The following is a 19,416-nucleotide window of genomic DNA, read 5'->3' as shown; positions in this document are numbered from 1 at the left end:
AGTTGTCGCTGACCGGCAAGAGTAGTTGACGTCGATCACTAGCGCGTCGTCGTCGCTGATCGCGCAGGCCGCCGCGAGGGGCCGCGCTCGCGGGCGGCGTGGCCGCGCGAGCGACGGCGTGCGGCGCCCCGCGCGCGGCCGTCACAGCGCGCCGTCACCACCGCCCGTGCACGGCGCCGCGCTGGGTCGGGCTTGCAGCCGACATCGTGCAGCCCGGGGCGTGTGGCCGGTAGCGCGCTCTCGCGGCGGCGTCGACAGACAGCTGGCGCCAGCAGGCCGACACGCGCCGCAGCCGCGCAGGTCGCTGCGCGCTGGCGCACGCTCCGGACGGTACGAGCCCTGGCCCGTGTAGTGTTCTCGTCGAGATTCCGTTTGACGCCGATCCCGTGATCAGAAGAATGGGCCGCGTCGCCACGTTGCTCGCGTGTTTCGGACGACCGGGAGGGAGATGATGAGGACGACAGACCGGCAGATCTCATCGTCGGCAGTGTTCGCTCTCCTGCTCAGTGTCGTTCCGACGCAGGCAGACGCATCCGAGCTGAGTGCCGGAATTGGCTTCGGGGGGATCCAGGCTGGCACCGTGACGTACCTGGCGGTGAGTCCGCACGCGGGAATATCGTGGCGCATCAACGGCAACATCCTATTAAATGTTCACGATCTGCTCAGCGTCGTGCCTCCAATCCAGATAGGTGGGGCCGGTGTCTACAATAGCACCATCGCCGCGCTCGGGTATGGTTGGAAGAACGGCGATTTCAGCGCTGGCCCATCCCTCGCGATCTACTTCATGCCGGCTTGTGGAAGCACATTGTGTGGGCACGTTGCCGGGATGGCGGCAGGGGCACATACGCAAATCAATGCGTACATCGCAGGGCCGCTCGGCGTGTCCGTGAGCGCCAATGTCGATTGGATCGGCGGGAGCAGCCTTGTTATCACAGGTTACGTATCGGTGCTTGTTGTTGTTGGTCCAGTGCTTCGATGGAGTGTAAGATGAACGCAAAAGGAATTCTTCTTCCGATTTTGGCTGTCGCCATCTACATGCTGGCGGCCTGCAACTGGACGGTAGGAGACTGCTATCCCCGTGAGGAGTGGGTTAAGGGTGAAGGCGCAGGTGGACCAGTCGGGCCGCCCGTTCCCGTCTACACCTCCGTCGCGTCGGGTGACTTCGGGGCGGAGCCGCCGGAAGGCGGCGAGCGCAAGATCCAGTGCAACAAGACGGAGGACGAAGACGAGGAGGAAACCCCTAGCGACAGCTCGGACAGGCCTACAGCTAGCCCGACGAACCCGCCGGATCCCTGCCAGCAGAGCGGCGCCCCGAGCATGGGGTGCACAGGTACTAAGCCGATTGACCCGCGGGTCTTCAACTTTGTTACGACCCTCGCCTACGATGGGACCAGCGTGGCAGGTGGGTGGCAGGAGGCAACCGCAAAACTGATTTTTGGCCACAATCTAGAAGGCGACGCCGCGTGTGTGGTCATCGTCGGGATGCCCATACGAGCAAAGGCTTGGGGAATGATCTCAGCAGAGACCGCAGCGATCTATAGTACCGATGTCGCGAATCGGTGCGCCGATTATCTATACGAAGAGGGCGGTCGGGATCTCCCGCCGGGTATATTCTGTGACAGACACAAAGGTTGCATGAGAGAACGGTTTCCGAAGTATTACGAAGAACTTGGTGCCAGGGTCAAGTGATTCTATGAAACACAGCATCGATGAGCTGCTCGAAATTGTCGATCGATACTACCGTCGTGGTGTTGGAGTCGCCGATAATGGCGAGATTGACGCCCAGCTCTGCGAGAAGACGGAAGAACACGCCCGGCTCGTGGCCGCGCGGATCCAGGCATCAAAGGACGAGCGCTGGCACTCCATGCTGCGTCGCGTCGGAGACCGCTTCCCTGGGATGCTCATGAACCACTCGCTACATCTCCCCACCGGCGGCTGGGACGGCTGCTATTCCTTTACGATCGATCTGCCCGATTCTACGGGCCGAACCCTGTGGTTCCAAGTAAGCTTCCTGGCTCCTTACTACATCGTCCACAGCTCGCGCACGATCGAGATCGTCAAACGAACGAGGGACTTGTTCTCTGTCAACTTTCGAGGCATGTATATTCTTGTTCATCGAAGCCCGTTGGATCCGGGTTTCGTGTCGCAACCGGACTATAGTCTCAGGTTCGCTACCGTCAGGGAGAAATATGTCTCCTTTGACTTGCTGCCCGACGAGCAAGCATGTGCGGAGTGGATCTCACGTGATATTGAAGCGACCTTCGGTTGCGAGCGCATGCCGCCAGAGATCGGGACCGTGCTCGTACCGGACGTGACAGCGGGCCTGCGGCTTCCCGGGGAGGTAAGACTCTACGATTGCCTGTTTTCGAACCAGCATACATGGGTGAAGCCATCGCCGTCTGAAGTGTCGGCGCCCGGCGCAGACATCGAAGCGAGCAAGCTTACAGATTCGCTCGTCGCGGTGCTTACCGTGCTCGCGGCGCTCTATAAAATCGCCTGGTCCCTGATGCCTGAGGTGCAGAGCCATTCTTCCTACTGGGTGATGACAACGGATGGCGTCCTGCGCAAAGAGGAAGTTATGAGAGTGCTTGCAAAAGTTCGTATGCTCATGGATCCGCCGAAGACTCCCCGCGGCATCGCGTCCAAGCGCGAACTCGAAGCCGCCATCCGCGAGATCGAAGCGCTGGTCGCTGGGTGGAACGGTGAAGGCGAGCCGCCAGCCTCCATGGTCGCTTGGGCCTCCAGCTTCCTGGAAAGTTGGCTCGTGGACTCGGACCCCGAAGCGTGAGGAGCGGCCGTACGAGCTGACGGACCGGTTGACGCTGAAGGCGGCTACGATAGGCACGCTATTGCGTGCAGCAGAATACGCGCGACTCTCCGAGCTTCGCAGGTTCAAGAAATTCCGGCGGAACCGAGCGCGGCGAGCAAGTTCCTGCGTCGGCCTGCGTGAACTCCGCGCGTACCGCCCGGAACGGCGAGGGCGCAGAGGTGTCAGCGCACAGGCGGTCACCTAAGCCGAGTCCAAGTGCCTCGGCCGCAATCGGGTTGTCGCATTTCGCTCCGGCGTACAGGTGAACGTCGGCCACGCAGTCGCCACCGGTCGGAGCATCGCACTCACACGGCGGACAATCGGGCTCGTCATTCGGCTTCTCTGTGTAAATCCTCCGATCAGAGAACCCAGAAGGACACGTGCCGTCGGGTTCAGGATCGGCGCATAAGGTGAAGAGCGTGGCGGGCGCCTTGTCAGAGATGTACGGGCAAGCCAGGACCATCTTTCGGGCGTTAGGCGGCGGCAGGGCTTCGCACGGCGAAAGGGTGGGCGGCTCGAACGTCACGGTGGCGACGGCGGAGCTCGACGCAGGCGGCGGCAGAGCGACGCACGATCCGTCCCATCCCGCGCCAGCATCGAACGCGACCTCCACGCCGTCGTCGTCGTCGTCAGGACATGTTGACGCATGCGCTGTCACCCGGGACGGCAGCGCACACGCGGCCGGGCCACACGTGCACCCATTGCATTCGACAACCCCTTGGGTCCACCCTTGCCAATACATGAGGCGATACTGGGGACACGGAGGACGGTCCGAGTACGGGCCAACCCAGAGCCAGGACAGTCGGTCCGGATCGGGGAGTTGATATGGATCGGGCTCAGGGCCCGGTTCTCCGCACGCGAGAAACGTTGCCAGGCTGATCAGCATGTACGGCAGTGATCGCATCGTCGACCCCTCGCTGTTCGGAAGTATTGGACGCCTGAAACGCTGATAGAGATCGCGACCATGCCTACGCGGCGAGCCAGGTTCCGGGCCATCGCGTGAGCGCTTCTAGCGGTCGCAACAGGCAACGTGCGTTTTCTCCTCCTCCAGTCTGCCGCTCACGATCACGGACTCTGAAGGAACGCACGTGGCGGGTTCGCTCTGGAGCGCAAAAATGCCCATCGAAACGATGTCGCCGTCGCCGATGGCCGACGTGCAGGCTGGCGCATCGACTGCGGAAAGGATGGTGGTAATCAGCGGATCGCCGCAATTTTCGTTGCGGAACAGTACCGTCTCTGCGACGCACTTGCCGCCGCTGGGCGAGCCACACGTGCACTCGGAGCATTTGCGTGTATCGTTAACTAGCAACATTTCGTATCGTCTTGTGTAGCCGCTCCAGCAGTCTCCATTCGGTTGCGGAGGGAAGCATACGTTGAACGATTCCGGGTGGGTGTCAGAGGGACCGGGCGCGCAAGCCCTGACGAAGTTCATGTACGCTCGCGACGGATTGGGTCTTGACACTACGGGCTCGCAGGGAGGCTGCGTCGGCGGCTCAAATGTGATGGATTCGAAGGATTCTCTCAAAACGGGTGAGGCCAGTGGTCCACAACCTGAAGGATCAGCCTCCAGCATGACTGCACCGGCATCGTCGGAACAGATCCAAGGATGTGCGATGACCTTGGACGGCATCGTGCAGACAGAATCTCGACACTCGCAACGTTCGCACTCGTACCATTCTTTATCCGCTGTCCATCCTTCCCACAACATCTTGCCGGTGCAGCTTGGAGCGCTATCGATCGTACCTCCGTAGAGATAGAACTTGGTGCTGGGATCCGGCTCTGGCAGCTCCGGCGCATCCGAAGAGCAACCGATGAGGAACGATATTACTACTGTGAACGGCGGAACCGGTCTCATTGCGTGCACCTTCCCTGTTCGAATTACCTGTCCTCAACGAGCCTCAGCTGAGAGCAGCAAAATTTGCTTGTTGCTCCGCGCGTGATCTTTCCCTTGATGGTGGAGAGGCTTGATGTTGGCGAGCACGTGCCTGGTGCATCCTCTGCGAGGATCACGCGTGCCGCTGCCAGCGGTGAGTCTGCGGGCGTATCGGCGCACAAGGTATCCCCTTGTGGGATTCCATTGATAGAGATCATCAGATCCGTGCAGCCTGCGTCGCGGAAGAGCAGGACATCGGCCTTGCAGCTTCCGCCTACCGGGGCCTCGCAATCGCAAGGTGTGCACAGGCGGTCGTCGCTGATCCTCTCTGCGAACTCGAAGCGCGCCGAGAAGCCCGGTCGACATTCCCCGTCCTGCTCGGGCGCGATACAGACCAACCAGTTGTACTCTGCGTCATATCCGGTCCATGGGCAGGCTCTCGCAAATCTACCGGAGATAGGCGGCGGATCGAACTGCTTCAACGGGGCGCAGCTCGGTGCCATGGCCGGCGGATTGAAGGTGACAGATGCGAGCGCGTCGTCTGGCAAACGTGGCGTGATGTTCGTGCACCTTGCAGGATCCTTCGTCACAATATCGAGCATGAGCGGAGATCCTTCGTCACCGCAGCCGGGTGTCTGGTGCGCTGTTATCGCCGATGGCGGCATGCAGACCGCAGGGCCGCACTCGCACTCCCCGCATACGCCTTTGCCAGGCGCCTCTACATCGGCCCAACCATCCCAGTAGTCCAGGCGGCCGTCCGGGCATGGGGGAAGATCCGGGGTTCGCGCGACCCAAAGCAATACCGGGTTGTCATCTGTTCGCGGGCCGTAGATGTCGAGCTCATCTCCACAGCCGAACAGCAAAGGCAAGCTTAGAGCAACACAAGGTACCGTTCGCATTGTGATCCCTTCCCCCTGTTTCAGTACTTGTGCGGCCCGCAAGCAACCAACTCGTAGCAGACGTCGCCCTCGTTCGACGGCGTCTTCACGGCTTGCCGCGTGGAAACGGCATGGCGGCCCGTGACGGCGCGAGGCTCGACAGGCGGCGGTGCTTGGCGCGCATCGGACGGCCGCGGGGGAGGTTCTCTGCTGGCTCGGAGCGCTGCTACCTGGACATGCTGGACGAGCCGCGCCAGGCGCGGCGCCGCTCTGCGGGGGGACTGCCACCACCAGAGGAGGAGCGCTCCCGCGCTCCCGAGCACGAAGGCGAGGGTGAACACGGCGCCGAGGAGGCGCATCGGGGAGATGCGCCGTGTGGTGCCGCTCGAGCGCGGAGGGATCGAGAGCGCCGGTGGGACGGGCAGCACCGGGGAACGCGGAGGAGTCGAGGGGGCCGGCAGTACGGGCAGTAACGGATCGAGGTCCGGTAGCTCGGCCGAACGCAACCGCGACACGACCGGAGGCGCGTGGGAGACGGTGTCCGGCGCGTTCCGCGGCGGCATCGCGCTCTTGAGCGTGTCGGGCGCTCCGGAAGGCCGCGGCGTGGCGACCGGAGACGCATGGGCGATGTCATCCCGCGGTGGCACCACGCTCTTGACCGTATCGGGTGCATCGGAAGTGCGCGGCGTGGGGAACTCGCTGGCTCGTCTCCGCTGTTCACCCGAGGCCGACTGCTCCGCCTCGTCCTCGACAGAGATCGGCGCTTCCTCGTGCGGCGCGCGCCGAGAGCCCGCTGGTTCCCCAAAGATGTGCGCGTGGGGAAGCTCCGGCGGTCCGCCAAGCTCCTCCCACTCGCAGGCAAAGGGAGTCAGAACAGAGAGCATCTTCTCGATGCTCGGCTGCCGTCGGTTGGGATCTTCGTCAAGGGCGGTTTTTATCATCACCTGAAGCACGGGAGGAATTCCCGCGGGGAAACTCCGGTGAGGGGCCCACGGCGAGAGCGCGCGTTTGCACAGGAGCTCGTACATGAGGGTGCCGAAGCCGTAGACGTCCGCGCGAGGTCCCAGCCGACCACCCGAGATGAGCTCCGGCGGTGCATACCCGTACGGATCTTGGCGAGCTTCCTCCGCACCGAGCTGAAAGAGACGCGCGAACCCGAAGTGCGTTATCGCGTAGCGGCCATCGCCGACGATGAAGGCCCGATCGGGACTGAGGGCGCCATGGATGATGGAGAGCGCATGCGCACGCATGAGACAGCGGCCGATGTTGATCAGCACCTTGAGATCCGCCGGCCCGAGGTCGTTCTCGCGCGTCGCGTCGACCAACGGGATCGCATCGCTGAGCACCGGGGTCGCTGCCCATGCTACGGAGCCGCTCACCCCGCCGTAGAGCACGCGGACGATCTCCGGGACCTCGTCCGAGAGGTGCTGAAGGCGCGCGATGTCTTCAGCGAACACGGCCTCATCGAGAGGCGTACCGTCGCGGACGTGCAACCAGACGAGATCCCTCTTGTCGCCGATTTGCCGCGCGAGGAAGTGACGGACCATGCCGCGCTCCTCGTTCAGGATCTCGTGGCCTTCCCAGACATGGCCGATGGCTACCATACGAGCTTGACCTCCGCGCCTCCGGCTCGCGTCCTGATCTCGGCCTTGCCCCGGGGAAAGACCACATAGACGACGGTCGCGACGCCGAGCGCTGCGCCTGTGACGAGGGCAGCCGTGCCCAAGCCATGGAACACGTTGGCTCGTGTGTTGGCCGCGTTCGCTTCGTCGTAGACCTTGCTGAACTGTGCACTGCTCGGGAGCATCGAGCCGTCTTGCAAGCGAGACACCTTGGCAGCCGTTTCACGCTCCGCGGCGTCGCTGGCCAGGCGAAGGCCGACGCCTGCACCGAGCAGGGCGACCGAGCCGGCCGCGCCGGTGCCGACGATCCAGGGGTTCCGCCGGGAGAGCGCCGACGCTGGAGCGACCCGAGCCGGCACACCGGATCTCGCAGAGGAGGCCTTCGGAACCTCGAAGGTGAGGGAGACGTGCCGCGAGTCCCCCGCCGCCACCTTCACGAGCGCACGGGCCACCTGCCCCTGCTTTCCCGTCGCCGTGACCTCGTGCTGTCCGGGCGCGACGAAGACACGACCGCCCGGGCTCACCTCGCGACCGTCCACGATGATCCGCGCCGTGCCCGGCGGGGCGCTCACCTGGAGTTCCGCCATGCGCCCCCGGACCGCCGCGAGATCGGCGTGTCTCACCTCGTAGCGGCGGCGCTCCAGGTCGTTGGTCGGTGCGGGCATCTGCTCGACGCACTTGGTGAGCTCCTCCTCGGCCTGCTCGAGGCGGTCGAGGCGCAGATCGAATTGCCCGAGCTGGCAGATGGCCATCGGCGTGGGATCGAGCGCGTAGATCTGCGCCCAGTAGTCGCGAGCGCGAGCGATCTCAAGCCGCTTCGCGGCCTTCTCCGCCTCTTGCATCAACTCTTGAACTTTTCGGTCCCGCTCGGATGGATCAGCGGCGCCAACGGAAGGGAGCAAGAGGACCGCGGCGAAGGTCGCGGCGCGTGATGCGCGCGTAAGGAGAGCAGCAGGGCGCACGGTTCACCTCGTTGGGGGCTGATACACGCTTCCATGAATTGCCTCGCCAGACTCGATGGGATCCTATCCGGCGCGGCGTTGCTATCTACATCATCCAGAGGTCGGCGGGGAGCGTCCCACGCGTCGCTGTCTCGCGCGGCGAGGCAGTCGCATTGCGTCTTCGGCTGTGAAATTCCCGGCAGGTGTCAAAAAAGTGCATGCGGTGAGCGGGACAGACAGCCACGACCCGGGAAGTGCGTGCGTTCATGGTGGAACCACAGCGCGCCGCCCGAGGTCGATGTGCCAGCGGCCGGTTGGCCGTCCACGGGAGGGCTCAGGAGACGCGACGCGCGAGCCGAGCGCGACGGACCGGCAACGTGTGCGACCTACACGTCCCTGCGAGGGGTCGCGCCGGATTCCGTTGTCGCAAGAAATTGCGTGTGCCGTTCGCGTTTACAGCCGAGCGGACGCGAGGGAGATCGGCAAGCCTGCGACGGCGGCCAGCGGCCCCAAGGTACCGTGCGCGATGGAGGTGTGCAGGGTCCCAACGTGGCGCCCGCGTTCCGCACCGCGGTGCGCCGCTCGGATCCGCGGCGCACGCCGAGCGCCCCGAGGCGGCCGCGCTGGTGTGGCGATGTCCGCGAGCTGCGGCATGCGCCGGTGGCCTGCTGACGACCGCTCTCTTGGAGCTGCACGACGGCGCCGGTGCTTGATCGTTCCGCGCGCGGGCAGCTCGTCGGGGAACGCGCCGTGGGGCACGTCGCGGTCACCGCGCGCTGACGGCCGAACGCCTGGGGCTGCGCACGATGCGGCCCGTGCAGCAGCGTCGCCCGCCACCGCGGCCCGACGGCCACGCGTCTGGAGCCGCCGATGGCGCAAGGGTAGCTGCTCCTGCCATATCGACCCTCCGTTGTTGTCGTGTTTAGGGTTCGGACGGAGCCTGAACGAGAGCCCGTGAGGAGGCCCGAAATGGTAATTCTGATGATCCGGTAACTCGTCGCGAGTTACCGGGATCTGGTCAGGCGAAGAAACGCTCTGGTGACACGCAGTTAGGTCGTTTCGACGGAGCGCCCGAGGGGCCGATCTTGGGGGGGCGATTTGGTAATTCTGCGCGGGTGCCAGGCACCATGATCCGCGGTGCTGCCCGATCGGTGCGCGGGCTAACTAGAACGGTGCCCCCTCGTCGAGGTCGTCATCGGCGCTTTCGTTGTCGGGGTCGCTGTTGGACTCGAGCTTGCCGGCGAGGTGGAAGGCGATCAGGGACATGACCTCGTCGAACTGGTTGGCCTGCTGCTCGGCGGCGTCGTCTCCATGGGGCTGCGCGGTGGGGCTGCCCTGCTCATCGGCTCGGGGCTTCTTCTCGCCGGGCTGCGCGCGGGGGTAGGCGGGTCGCCCCCTCTGGCGCTTGGTCGCCTTGGCGGCATTCGGCTCGTCCGAGGGTGGCGGCATCCGGCGCGGCGGACGCTCGCCCGCGAGGACCTTGCGGGCCCTCTCCTCCTGCTCCACGACCGTCTCAGCGTACGCCACGAAGCGCAGCGCGTAGAACGGGACGCCGGCCATATCGAGCTTTTCACCCAGAAGGGGCGGCAGCCGCGCGATCCGTGCGTACTGGCTCCGGCGCGCCTTCGACACCTGCGCGCGCACGTTCGGCGGCGTCTGGTACCAGAAGGCAGCGCACCAGGCATAGGTGATGAATTCCGGCACCAGCAGACGCTCTTGGTGACGTTCGTCGAAGCCGTAGGTCGTCACGAAGCGGGGCGGCGGGGGCCTCCTGCGGCGCTGGAAGCGCCCTCCATCGCCGCCTGGCGTGGGCGCCAGGCGCGCGGCTTCTTCCTGGAGGCGCTTGTGCTCCCGCTCCAGCTCCGCCGCCCTGCGCTCGAGCGCCCGCTCCCGTCGCGCGAGCTCCCGCCGCTCCTGCTCGATCTGATGGCGCTCGAAGGCGACCTGCATCTCCTGCTCGTGGTGGTCGCTGCGGTCCTGGGTGAGCAGCTTAACGACCACCGGCAAGCCCACGACGAGGGCTGGTGCGGCAGCGGTGAGGGCATGGACCAGCGGCGAGGGCTGCGGTGACTGGGCGGCCTGCGGCGGCTGTGGTGGCTGCGTGGCCGGCGGGGGCCGCCGGTCAGGGAAGTCCATCCGTCCCAGCGTACGGATGGACGCGGCCGGGTCGAATCCATACCCGGTTTACGACGGCGTAAACCGATCGCGTCCTTAGCGCCATCGCTGCCGGATGCCGATACATTTCGCAGGGTTGGCCGTACAGCCAAGGAGGGATCAAGCGTCGTTTGTCGCGGCGCTGCGCGCAGGAACGAGCTTCGTACCAAGCGGGACGCGCAAGCGAAGTCGAGGTCGACGCCGGTGAGGGCAGGGTCGTCGATGTCCGCCAAGTCGGGGGCATGGCGGCCCTCCTCGAGTGCCTCGGCGCGGCTGCTCGCCGCGGCGTTCGTGCAGGTCGAGGCGTGCATCGGCCAGCTCGGGGCCGTAGCTCGCCAGCGTCCGCCTCGACGTCGGCGGCCGCTCCCCGGTCGACCAGGGCCGCGGCGCCAAGCCGGCGCACGAAGAGCTCGCCGGCGACGGCCCCGAGTTCGACCAGGTGGACGGCCACGGCCCCGAACTCGCCGGCGCTGAGCACCAGTGTCCAGGCATCAGCGCCCGACGTGGCGGTCGATGCGCGCGGACCGCCCCGAGCTCGCCGGCGTCCTCCTCAACGCCAGCGCCCGCTCCCTGGTCGACCGGGTCGTGGCGCCGAGCCCGCGCACGAGGAGCTCGCCGGTGACGGCCCCGAGCTCGACCAGGTAGACGGCCACGGCCCCGAGCTCGCGCGGCGCTTTTTCCTGAAGTAGTGGTGAGCGGGCGGGAGGGATCGCGTAGGCCGCAGAGCTCAAGGATCGCGCACGACGGGCGAGAACTCCGATGCCGTTCGGGATCCATGTGGTAGAGTCCCGGCGAAACGGCGCTGAACCCCTATGGGCGCGCGGATCGTCCCGAGCAGGGGGCCGACGTCGGTCGATGAAGCTCCGAGGACCAGCACATGCCCAGCGAGTTGCAGACTCTCGACACGATCTTTAATAGCCGAGTCTTCCGGATCCCCGATTACCAGCGCGGCTACGCGTGGGGGGAGCGGGAGCTGAAGGCGTTCTGGCAGGATCTTGACCGTCTTGGCAGCGACCAAAAGCACTACACCGGCCAGCTCACGGTCGAGCAAGTTCCCAATCAAGGGTGGAAGGCTTGGGACGAGGATCGCTGGCTCATCGAGGGCAAAAACTATAAGCCCTTTTACGTCGTGGATGGGCAGCAGCGCCTCACGACGGCCATCATTCTCGTCAAGTGCTTACTTGACTGTGTGTCAGACGATACAATGCTGACATTTACCGACAAGCCCGATCACATCAAGAAGTACCTCCTTCAGGCCAGCACCGTGAGTCGTTCATACCTATTTGGATACGAGCGGGACAACCCGAGCTACGAGTACCTGAAGACCCAGATTCTTGGTCAGCCTTCGAATCAGTACCAAGGTACCGAGACGACCTATACCGCCAACTTGTGCGGAGCGCGCGACTTTTTCCGCGCTCGGCTGAAGGGGGCGCTGCTCGAGAACATCGAGCGTTGGTTCAAGGCCCTGACGCAGCGTTTCATGTTTGGATGGTATGAAGTTGAGGGCGACCTCGATGTGTTCATCGTGTTTGAGACAATGAACAATCGTGGCAAACCACTCTCGCGACTGGAACTGCTTAAGAACCGGCTGATTTACCTGTCGACGCTGGTCCCCAATCCAGCGACCGACAGCGATCGCCAGGCATTGCGACGCAACGTGAACGATGCGTGGAAGACCGCCTATGAGTTTCTGGGCCGAAGCAAAGATCGTGTTCTAGATGACGACGAGTTTCTTCGCGCACATTGGACTATGTACTTCACCTATGCGCGCGACGACGCGGGGCAGTTTGCATCATTTCTGCTCGATAGGCACTTTACCTCGGAACGTGTCGATGCTGGCGTGTTGACTGCCGGCGAACTGCAGCACTATGCCACCAGCGTGCAGGAATCGGTGAAGGCGTGGTACTCGATCAATTTCCCCGCCGATGCCGCCGGACTCGCTCCCGAGGTCAAGCTGTGGCTCGAGCGACTCGACCGTGTTGGCCGGGGAGCATTTGGTCCGCTGGTCATGGCTGCGCTCCAGAAGAACGCGACTTCTGCTGCCTTGGTGTCTCTCCTGATGGCGGCCGAGCGCTTCGTCTTTGTTGTTGGCCGGCTGTGCCAACGAAGGGCGGACACCGGCGACAGCGAATTTTATCGATTGGCTGGCGAAGTGTTTCGCGGCGAAAAGAGCCTTTCGGATGCGACGAAAGCCATTCGCGAAAAGACAAGCATCTACTTCTCTCGCGAGAAGATGATTACGGATATGCGAGAAGAGCGAGAAGGTTTCTATAGTTGGGGGGGGATCCGGTATTTCTTGTTCGAGTACGAACAGGAGCTGAAGCGGCTGGCCGGGATGAACACTGAGAAAATCAGCTGGCAGAGTTTTGCCGCGTCAAAGAAGGATCACGTCACGATCGAGCACATCTACCCGCGAACGCCAAAGGCCGGCGAGTGGCCCACGTTCGATGCAAGGGACGAAACGGAGCGTCGCGCGCTGCTCCATTCGCTCGGGAACCTTCTTGCTCTTTCAGCCAGTAGGAATTCGACGTTCTCCAACAGATCGTTTGTTGATAAGCGGCAGGACGCCGATTGCGGGTACTCGAAGGGATCCTATAGCGAGATCGCTGTCGCGCAGGAGACGAATTGGACGCCGCAGATGATCCTGAGCCGCGGCCTCACGATGCTTCTCTATTTGGAGACGCGATGGCAGATCTCCTTGGGCTCGCGCGCAGAGAAGCTGCGACTACTTCGTGTAGAGTTCTTGGAGCCGGCAACGCCCCAGCCGTAACTTTTCTTAAAGTCCGCCGAACAAGCCGCTGGAGTCCGACGCACGGACGCGCGCTACGCCCGCGGCTTAGCGGCCAGGTGTTGTGCGGCAAGCGTCGTGCCAAGTGGGGCCTCGCCCGCGACTGAAAACGTGTTGACCAGAGCCAACGATGGCGCGCATCGTGAACACGACTATCGGCAGTCACAAGGCCGACGGCCCAGAGCACCTAAGGCATTTCATGGCAGCCACACGCAAAGGACGCGAACCTTCCCTCCTGTCTCTGTTCGTCAAGAACTGGGGCGGCTTTGAGGAACTGATCGCCAACATGCACAAGACTGGAAGTGTCTCTGTGCAGCGAGACGTGAAGCTGACCGGTGTGAGAGGCGTTCCCCGGCAGATCGATGTTCTGGTTACGCATCTGGAAGGCCCGTACCAATTCAGGACCATCATCGAGTGCAAATATTGGAATTCAAAGATCAAGAGAACGCACGTTGATGCCATGGTCACGGCAATTCAGGATCTGAATGTGTCCAAGGGCGTCTTCTTCACGACAAAAGGGTACCAATCCGGCGCCAAGAAGCTGGCCAAGTCAGCCGGCATTGACATATTTGTGGTGCGAGAACTGACGGATCACGAATGGGGGGGGCCGGGTAGGCTGTGGGATTTCTACGTTCAGGTCATTTCACGCTCGATCGGAAACCTTAAACTCAACGAAGTGTTTGCCGTGCAAGGCGCCGGCTTGCAGGCGCCCCAAATCTCTGTGTCCATTGGACTCGGCCCCGGCGAGGGCAGAACGGAAACGCCGGCGTTCAATGCGCAGAAGGCGCCGCATGAATGCACGCTCGAATACTTGTTGGAGATCGGCTCGCGCAAGGCGCTTGATCAGGTGGACATCGCTTCCACTACGTTTAACAATAGGACAGACTGCGTAGTGTACCTGAAGGTGGAGCGCGTGCTGATGCCGTTTGATCCGCCGCTACAAATCAAATTCGGCGACGTCTGGTTTGCGTGTCCTTCTATCGAATTCGATCTCGGTATCAGAGTGGACCAGAAGCGGATTCATGGTGACAGGGCTAAGCACTGGGCACACGCCGTGGCCATCGAGGACTGCATCAACGAGGTCTCCTATGCTGCCGGCAAACGACACGCCGACAAGTTCGCAACCATTGCGCGGATGTCCGATGCCCAGGATCAGTCGAATCAAAGTGGAGATGATGTGGTAAAAAATGGATCGCTTATTAGGGTTTTTTCGCCCGAGCTCTTCGATTTTCGTGAAGTGTCAAATCTGGTTCCAGTGGTCATTCCGGGTCTCATGTCTTTGAGGCCGAATACGTAGGTGGGTGACGTGCGGAGCCAACAAATGAGCCCAAAGTCTTATGGAAGCAAGCTTCGCGCCTCTAAGAAACGTGGAAGGGCGCGCGCCAGCGAAAACGACAGGATGCGGCTGGGGAGATGGCTGAGCGAAGCGAACTCGTGATGAAGGTGCAGGACTTGCTCTTCAGGGTGTTGACGCTCAGGCTGGCTGATGGCTCGCCGAGCTGACCCCTCGATGGTCATCGCGGGCGTGCTCGGTGGGCGTCAAGGAGGGCGATGGCCATCCCTGAGGCGTGCGCCGCTGGCGGCCTCGTGATGCCATCATCGCTTGACCGTCGACGCCGGCGCCGGCGGCGGCAGAAAGCTCCTGTGCCCCGCAGGCCACCCGGGCGGTCGAGCTCTTCGGTACACCGAGCAGCACGGCGAGTCCGAGCAGCTCGCCCGCGCTGGACGCGATCACGGGCCGATGCTAGCCAGCCGCCCCAACCGACACCTCCGGAGGTACCCGATGTCCGACGAGCCCCTGACGAAAGACGAACGGACCGCGCTTCGCGAGGCGATTCTCTCTGCCTTTCGCAAGGGCGACCTCAAGATCCTCGTCCAGGATACGCTCGACGTCGACCTCGACGTGGTGGTGGAGGACGGCCCGTACGGCGCCGTCGTCGCGAGCTTCATCGACTGGCTCAACAGCCAGGGCAAGGTGCGCGAGCTCGTTGCCGGCGCGCGGCGCGACAACCCGGGAAACCCCAAGCTACGGGCGTTCGAGGCCGCCTACGTCCAGGCACGCGCGCCGGAGGCCGGCCATCCTGCAGGCGCGGTGCTCTCGTCACGGTTGCGCGCCGAGCTCGCGAGCTCGCTCGCGGCGATCCCGGCTCTCTCTCGCCGAGAGGCTCGCGACGAGCTCGTCGCGGCCGCGCCACGCGCTGGGTCGCTCAACCGAACCCCTTCGAACGCCCGCAACGACTTCGAGCTGCTCATCGACCAGCTTCCGGCTCGGCAGCTCTCCTCGCTCGTGGAGCGCGCCATCCCGCTCGCCGCGCACGATTCGGCACTCTCCCAGCGACTCCGGGAGATCGCAAGCTCGCTGTCGAGCGCGGATTTCCGCGTGCCCACGCCCGCGAAGCTGCCGAGCGGAGACACGCCCGACCCCGAGCTCCTCCTCTTCGGCGGCGTCGATGCCCGCCTCGCGCGCTCGTTCCTGGAACGGGCGCTCCAGGTCGGGAGTAGCACCGCGCGGCTCAAGGTGCCGCGCTGGTTCAACGGCGTCGCGGACGGGGGCTACGGCTACGGCACCGGCTGGATTGTCGCGCCCGGCCTCCTGATCACCAACGACCACGTGATCGACGCGCGCGATCGCACGTTTGAGCAGCGCTCCGAGCCGGACGACTACCGCCGGCAGGCCGAGCGCACGGAGGCCTGGTTCGACTATTTTCAGGAAGGGCCGGAGCCCGTGTCCGCGACCGCATCAAGCCTGGTCGCGTTCAACGTGGATCTCGACGTCGCCCTCGTCCGTTTCGACGCTCCGGCCGCGTTCGCCGGCCGCACGCCGCTTGAGCTCGTCGCGGTCCAACCCCGGTTATCTCCGAGTCACCGGCTTAACATCGTCCAGCACCCCGCCGTTGGTCAGCCGCCCGTCGGCGGGCCGCAGCGGTACGCGATCCGCAACAACTTCTTCGCGAACATAGACGCCACGGGGCGCCTGGTCCGGTACGTCACGGATACGGAGCCGGGCGCCTCCGGGTCGCCGGTGCTGGACGATGACTGGAAGGTCATCGCGCTGCATCACTCGTCGATCCCCATCCCGCCGCGGCACGTGTCGACGCTGGACATGCCCCGGCCCGTGGTCACCCGCTATCACAACGAGGGCATCGCGATCCACGCGATCCTTGATTGGCTCCGGGCCGACAATCCGCAGATCCACGCAGAGATCGTCGCCGCCCGCGCATGACCACGGAGCGAAGGCCGCCGGGCAGCGGCCGCGGAACCGCCTGCCGGCGCGGCGCTTGCTGTAAACTCCGCGGCATCGCAGAGCGAGAAGCATGGCAGGGATGAGCTCGAAGGTGGACCGATCGATGATCAAGGACCTCCATGAGGCGCTCCTCGCCGCGTATCCCACGTACAGCGAGCTCGAGCGGATGGTCCGCGTCGAACTCGGTGAGAACCTCCACACCATCGCCGCGAACAGCAATCTCAAGGATGTCGTCTTCGAGCTCCTCAAGTGGGCCGAGACGCGCGACCTCATCGGCGATCTGCTCGGCGTCGTGCGCGCAGCGAACGAAGACGCCGCGGCGCGAGCGAGCGTCGCGGCACGCATCCCCGAGACGTTGCGCCCCGGCCTCTACGCGCGCTCTCCCCGCCTCGATCGAACCGTCGCCGCCGTCCTCGTGGCGCTTGACGAGGGGCACCGAATCGTCGCGCTCTATGGCCGGCCCGGCGACGGTAAGACTCAGGTCGGCCAGCAACTCGCGGCCCGCCGCGAGGGCGATGTCTACTTTGCGCTCCCACGCGTCGACGAGCACGGCAACGACGATGTCTGGCGCGATGGTCTCCGATCCCTGGCATCGGAGCTGCTCGGACCGTCCTCCGACGCGCAGGACGCGGCCGCGGCGGCGGCGAGGATCCGGAAGGCGCTCGCTCGTCGAGGGGACGTGCGCCTCATCCTCGACAACGCCGACCGCCCGAGCCCGATCGACGTCGGCTCGCTATTGCCGGCCGGCACGCCGGCAACCTGCGTCCTCATCGGCGCGTACGATCAGGGCGTTGCGCGGTCGGTCCAGCTGCCGCAGCCCACCGACGACGAGTTCCGCGACATCTTCCGGCAGAGCGCTGGGCCGGACGTCTCGCTCTCCTCGGAGCAATCTCGCGTCCTCGCCGACATCGGCGCCGCGGTGAGCAACAGCGCGATCGTCGCGTTGTGCATCGGCCAGGGGTGCTCGTCGGCGCACCTGTCGGAGGATCTCGGCACGTACCGCCGACTGCTGTCCGAGGCGGGCTTGTCGGACGAGGAGCGGATCCAGCGGGTGATCGACAAATGCTGGGCCTCGTTGGGGCGCGAAGAGCGCGAGCGGGTCGCCTTCGTCGCCGCGTTCGGCGAGGCGGAGATCCCGCGCTCGTGGATTCCGGAGCGGCTCGCCGCCGGCAGCCCGAGGAGGTGGAAGCTGCTCGATGCTGCCGGCGTGATCGAGCGCGTCCACGATCGCGTCCGCATCCATCGCCTGATCGCGCGGCACGCCGAGAGCCAGTGCGACGTCGACGTGACGGCGGATCTCACGGCGGTGCTGGAGGCCTGGACCGACGATCTGGACGTCCTCGACGAGCTGAAGCTCGACGGCATCCGAGCGCACGCGTTCCTGCACGCTGTTCGGGCTCTGGTCAGACGCGGCTCCCTCCGCGGGACCCCGGCCGCTGTGGCGGCAATCGAGAAGACGTACATCGATCTCGCGCCGATCCGCGGCGACCAGTCCGCGCTGGAGAAGCGCGTCCGCTTGCTGGTGCCCGAGTCGCGCGACGTAGCGACGTTGCACCCGGCGGTGCTCGGGCAGATCGTCGACACCCTGGGCAAGGTGGCGCACCCAGACCTCGCGCGCCTGCGCGGCCAGGCTCTCGCCGAGCTGCGGCGGCGCGTCGCTGCGCACCCGCTTCCCGAAACGATGGCCGACGAGCGTGCCTGGCTCGACGCGTCAGCGGTGCATCACCTGGGCAAGCACCTCCAGAAGAACGGCGCGTCCGACGCGGAGCGGCGGGAGGGCGCGGCGCTGTTGAAGGACGTCGACCGCTACGCGGCACTGGTCCCGAGGACCTCGCCGTACGCCGCGCGCTGGCGCGTCAGGGCCGCAACCGCCCGCTTGCAACTCGCCATGGAGAAGATCGTTCCGACGGAGGAGGCGGCGACGCTCTTGCTCGAGATCGTCGACGATCCGCAGTTCGAGAGACCGAGATATCTCCGAACGAAGATCATTGAACGACTCCTCCGTCTCGGACGCGTGCCGCAGGCGATCTTGCCGGAAGCGCGTCGGGGCGAGCTGCTCGCCCAGGGCCTCGGGCTGTGCAAGAGCGTCGCCAATCCGACCACGCAGGCCGAGTTTCTTCAGTTTGCCGGCACCGAGATCGGTCGCATGCGCGAGCCAGCCATCTGCGAGCTGCTCCTCCGCGCGGCCGATGCGGTGCTCGCGCGCCTCGATCCCGCCACGAGGGACTACAAGCGCGCCGCGGCGTCGATCGCGCACGCGTTCCACAAGGCCGCGGAGCTTCGCGCCGACACGCGCGCCGTCGAGGAGCTCTCGAGGGCGCTCGAGCTGTACGCCAGGGCCGATGTTGGTCGGTTCGTCGGAAATCGCGCGGCGGCCGTCCTGCGCGATCTCGGCTTACCAGACGAGGCGTTAGCCATCCTCGACGTCATCATCGAGGCCTTGCCGATAACTGGCGACGACACATACTGGATCGGTCTTGAGCGCGCCAAGGCCCTTCGATGGGCAGGTCGAGGGAGCGAAGCAGAGTCTGTCGTCAACCTGCTCTTGTCGGAGCATCCACGGTACGTGACCAGCCTGACGGACGAGCGCGCAAAGGAGCTGTGTACGACGGGTCGGTGGCAGGATGCCGCCGCGCTCCTCACGGATAATGCGCTCCGGTACGAGCAAGAGGGGCAAACCATGTTTGCAGAGCGGTGCCGGCGCTGGCTGGCGAACCGCGAGGAGGAGCAGCGCGGGCCGGGGGGACTGCTCGAGGACGAATGGCTCTGTGAACGACGACGCTCTACGCTGAGCGTCGTAGAGCGCTCGTCGGTCGACACCGTCGCACGACAGCACGCAGACTCGATTCTGCGATCGCTGCGCAGCAAAACGGCATAACGGCGGCGCGCTTGCGCGCAGCTAGCAGCGCCGGGGAGAGAGGGAGGGAAATTCAAACTTCACCCTTGGTGCCGCGCGAACTTCTAGTCGCTGAGCCCGCTCCGTCCCCCACTTCCTCCCTCGCGATGGTGTTAGTGAGCACCGTTGTTGATGCCGATGGTGCGCTTGTCGATCCAGCTCCTTGATGGCGGGGCGGCCGGCCCACCGCAGCGCGCCATCGCCGTGCCTC

Annotated in this window: 14 protein-coding genes; 8 read left to right on the top strand and 6 right to left on the bottom strand. The window is 64.7% G+C overall.

The features are described 5' to 3' along the window. The first annotated feature begins 580 nt into the window (after positions 1–580). The 3 genes from WME85_RS32140 to WME85_RS32130 are packed head-to-tail and all read left to right on the top strand — an operon-like array spanning position 581 to position 2,788. A complete protein-coding gene (locus tag WME85_RS32140; RefSeq protein ID WP_437826888.1) occupies positions 581–991 on the top strand; it encodes a hypothetical protein in 411 nt (136 codons plus the stop codon). Then, positions 988–1,689, top strand: a complete 702-nt coding sequence (locus WME85_RS32135; RefSeq protein ID WP_437826886.1) for a hypothetical protein — start codon at positions 988–990, stop codon at positions 1,687–1,689. The genes WME85_RS32140 and WME85_RS32135 overlap by 4 nt, the downstream gene beginning before the upstream one ends. Before the next feature lie 4 nt (positions 1,690–1,693). Then, complete coding sequence (locus tag WME85_RS32130) at positions 1,694–2,788, top strand: hypothetical protein (protein WP_437826884.1); 1,095 nt, start codon at positions 1,694–1,696, stop codon at positions 2,786–2,788. A 1,030-nt stretch (positions 2,789–3,818) separates the two neighbouring features. Here the strand turns inward: WME85_RS32130 and WME85_RS32125 are convergent. From WME85_RS32125 to WME85_RS32105, 5 genes are all read right to left on the bottom strand, one after another. Next, a complete protein-coding gene (locus WME85_RS32125; protein ID WP_437826882.1) occupies positions 3,819–4,121 on the bottom strand; it encodes a hypothetical protein in 303 nt (100 codons plus the stop codon). Between the two features lie 566 nt (positions 4,122–4,687). Further along, positions 4,688–5,284 carry a hypothetical protein gene (locus WME85_RS32120; protein WP_437826880.1) on the bottom strand — a complete coding sequence of 199 codons (597 nt, stop codon included), beginning with the start codon at positions 5,282–5,284 and terminating at the stop codon, positions 4,688–4,690. 317 nt (positions 5,285–5,601) lie between these two features. Continuing rightward, entirely contained in the window at positions 5,602–6,837 is a 1,236-nt protein-coding gene (locus WME85_RS32115; protein ID WP_437826878.1) for a protein kinase domain-containing protein, read from the bottom strand. A gap of 320 nt (positions 6,838–7,157) precedes the next feature. Next, positions 7,158–8,024: a hypothetical protein gene (locus WME85_RS32110; RefSeq protein WP_437826877.1), complete on the bottom strand. Its 867-nt coding sequence runs from the start codon at positions 8,022–8,024 to the stop codon at positions 7,158–7,160. Between the two features lie 1,263 nt (positions 8,025–9,287). After that, positions 9,288–9,872 (bottom strand): hypothetical protein, encoded by a 585-nt coding sequence (locus tag WME85_RS32105; protein ID WP_437826875.1) that lies wholly within the window; start codon positions 9,870–9,872, stop codon positions 9,288–9,290. A 96-nt stretch (positions 9,873–9,968) separates the two neighbouring features. On the opposite strand from WME85_RS32105, the gene WME85_RS32100 reads away from it, so the two are divergent. Beyond that, positions 9,969–10,193 carry a hypothetical protein gene (locus tag WME85_RS32100; RefSeq protein ID WP_437826873.1) on the top strand — a complete coding sequence of 75 codons (225 nt, stop codon included), beginning with the start codon at positions 9,969–9,971 and terminating at the stop codon, positions 10,191–10,193. A 575-nt stretch (positions 10,194–10,768) separates the two neighbouring features. On the opposite strand, the gene WME85_RS32095 is transcribed toward WME85_RS32100, so the two are convergent. Next, positions 10,769–10,930, bottom strand: coding sequence for a hypothetical protein (locus tag WME85_RS32095; RefSeq protein WP_437826871.1), 162 nt, complete (start codon positions 10,928–10,930; stop codon positions 10,769–10,771). 224 nt (positions 10,931–11,154) lie between these two features. On the opposite strand from WME85_RS32095, the gene WME85_RS32090 reads away from it, so the two are divergent. The 4 genes from WME85_RS32090 (at position 11,155) to WME85_RS32075 (ending at position 19,187) form a co-directional block, all read left to right on the top strand. Continuing rightward, positions 11,155–13,047, top strand: a complete 1,893-nt coding sequence (locus WME85_RS32090) for a DUF262 domain-containing protein (RefSeq protein WP_437826869.1) — start codon at positions 11,155–11,157, stop codon at positions 13,045–13,047. Between the two features lie 160 nt (positions 13,048–13,207). Next, positions 13,208–14,362, top strand: coding sequence for a restriction endonuclease (locus WME85_RS32085; protein WP_437826867.1), 1,155 nt, complete (start codon positions 13,208–13,210; stop codon positions 14,360–14,362). A gap of 486 nt (positions 14,363–14,848) precedes the next feature. Further along, positions 14,849–16,288 (top strand): trypsin-like peptidase domain-containing protein, encoded by a 1,440-nt coding sequence (locus tag WME85_RS32080; RefSeq protein ID WP_437826865.1) that lies wholly within the window; start codon positions 14,849–14,851, stop codon positions 16,286–16,288. A 100-nt stretch (positions 16,289–16,388) separates the two neighbouring features. Then, positions 16,389–19,187, top strand: a complete 2,799-nt coding sequence (locus tag WME85_RS32075) for an effector-associated domain EAD1-containing protein (RefSeq protein WP_437826863.1) — start codon at positions 16,389–16,391, stop codon at positions 19,185–19,187. Positions 19,188–19,416: the final 229 nt, after the last annotated feature.

It is taken from the genome of Sorangium sp. So ce1153 (genome assembly GCF_051521595.1).
In the GTDB taxonomy this organism is placed as follows: Bacteria; Myxococcota_A; Polyangia; order Polyangiales; family Polyangiaceae; genus Sorangium.
Note: the sequence above shows the minus strand (reverse complement) of the source record. Positions and strands in the feature narration are given on the sequence as shown.

Coding starts and splice junctions, on each gene's coding strand:
- WME85_RS32125 (WP_437826882.1), bottom strand. CDS start 4,121: ATGTTGCTAGTTAACGATACACGCAAATGCTCCGAGTGCACGTGTGGC.
- WME85_RS32075 (WP_437826863.1), top strand. CDS start 16,389: ATGAGCTCGAAGGTGGACCGATCGATGATCAAGGACCTCCATGAGGCG.
- WME85_RS32120 (WP_437826880.1), bottom strand. CDS start 5,284: ATGCTCGATATTGTGACGAAGGATCCTGCAAGGTGCACGAACATCACG.
- WME85_RS32090 (WP_437826869.1), top strand. CDS start 11,155: ATGCCCAGCGAGTTGCAGACTCTCGACACGATCTTTAATAGCCGAGTC.
- WME85_RS32130 (WP_437826884.1), top strand. CDS start 1,694: ATGAAACACAGCATCGATGAGCTGCTCGAAATTGTCGATCGATACTAC.
- WME85_RS32110 (WP_437826877.1), bottom strand. CDS start 8,024: ATGCAAGAGGCGGAGAAGGCCGCGAAGCGGCTTGAGATCGCTCGCGCT.
- WME85_RS32080 (WP_437826865.1), top strand. CDS start 14,849: ATGTCCGACGAGCCCCTGACGAAAGACGAACGGACCGCGCTTCGCGAG.
- WME85_RS32135 (WP_437826886.1), top strand. CDS start 988: ATGAACGCAAAAGGAATTCTTCTTCCGATTTTGGCTGTCGCCATCTAC.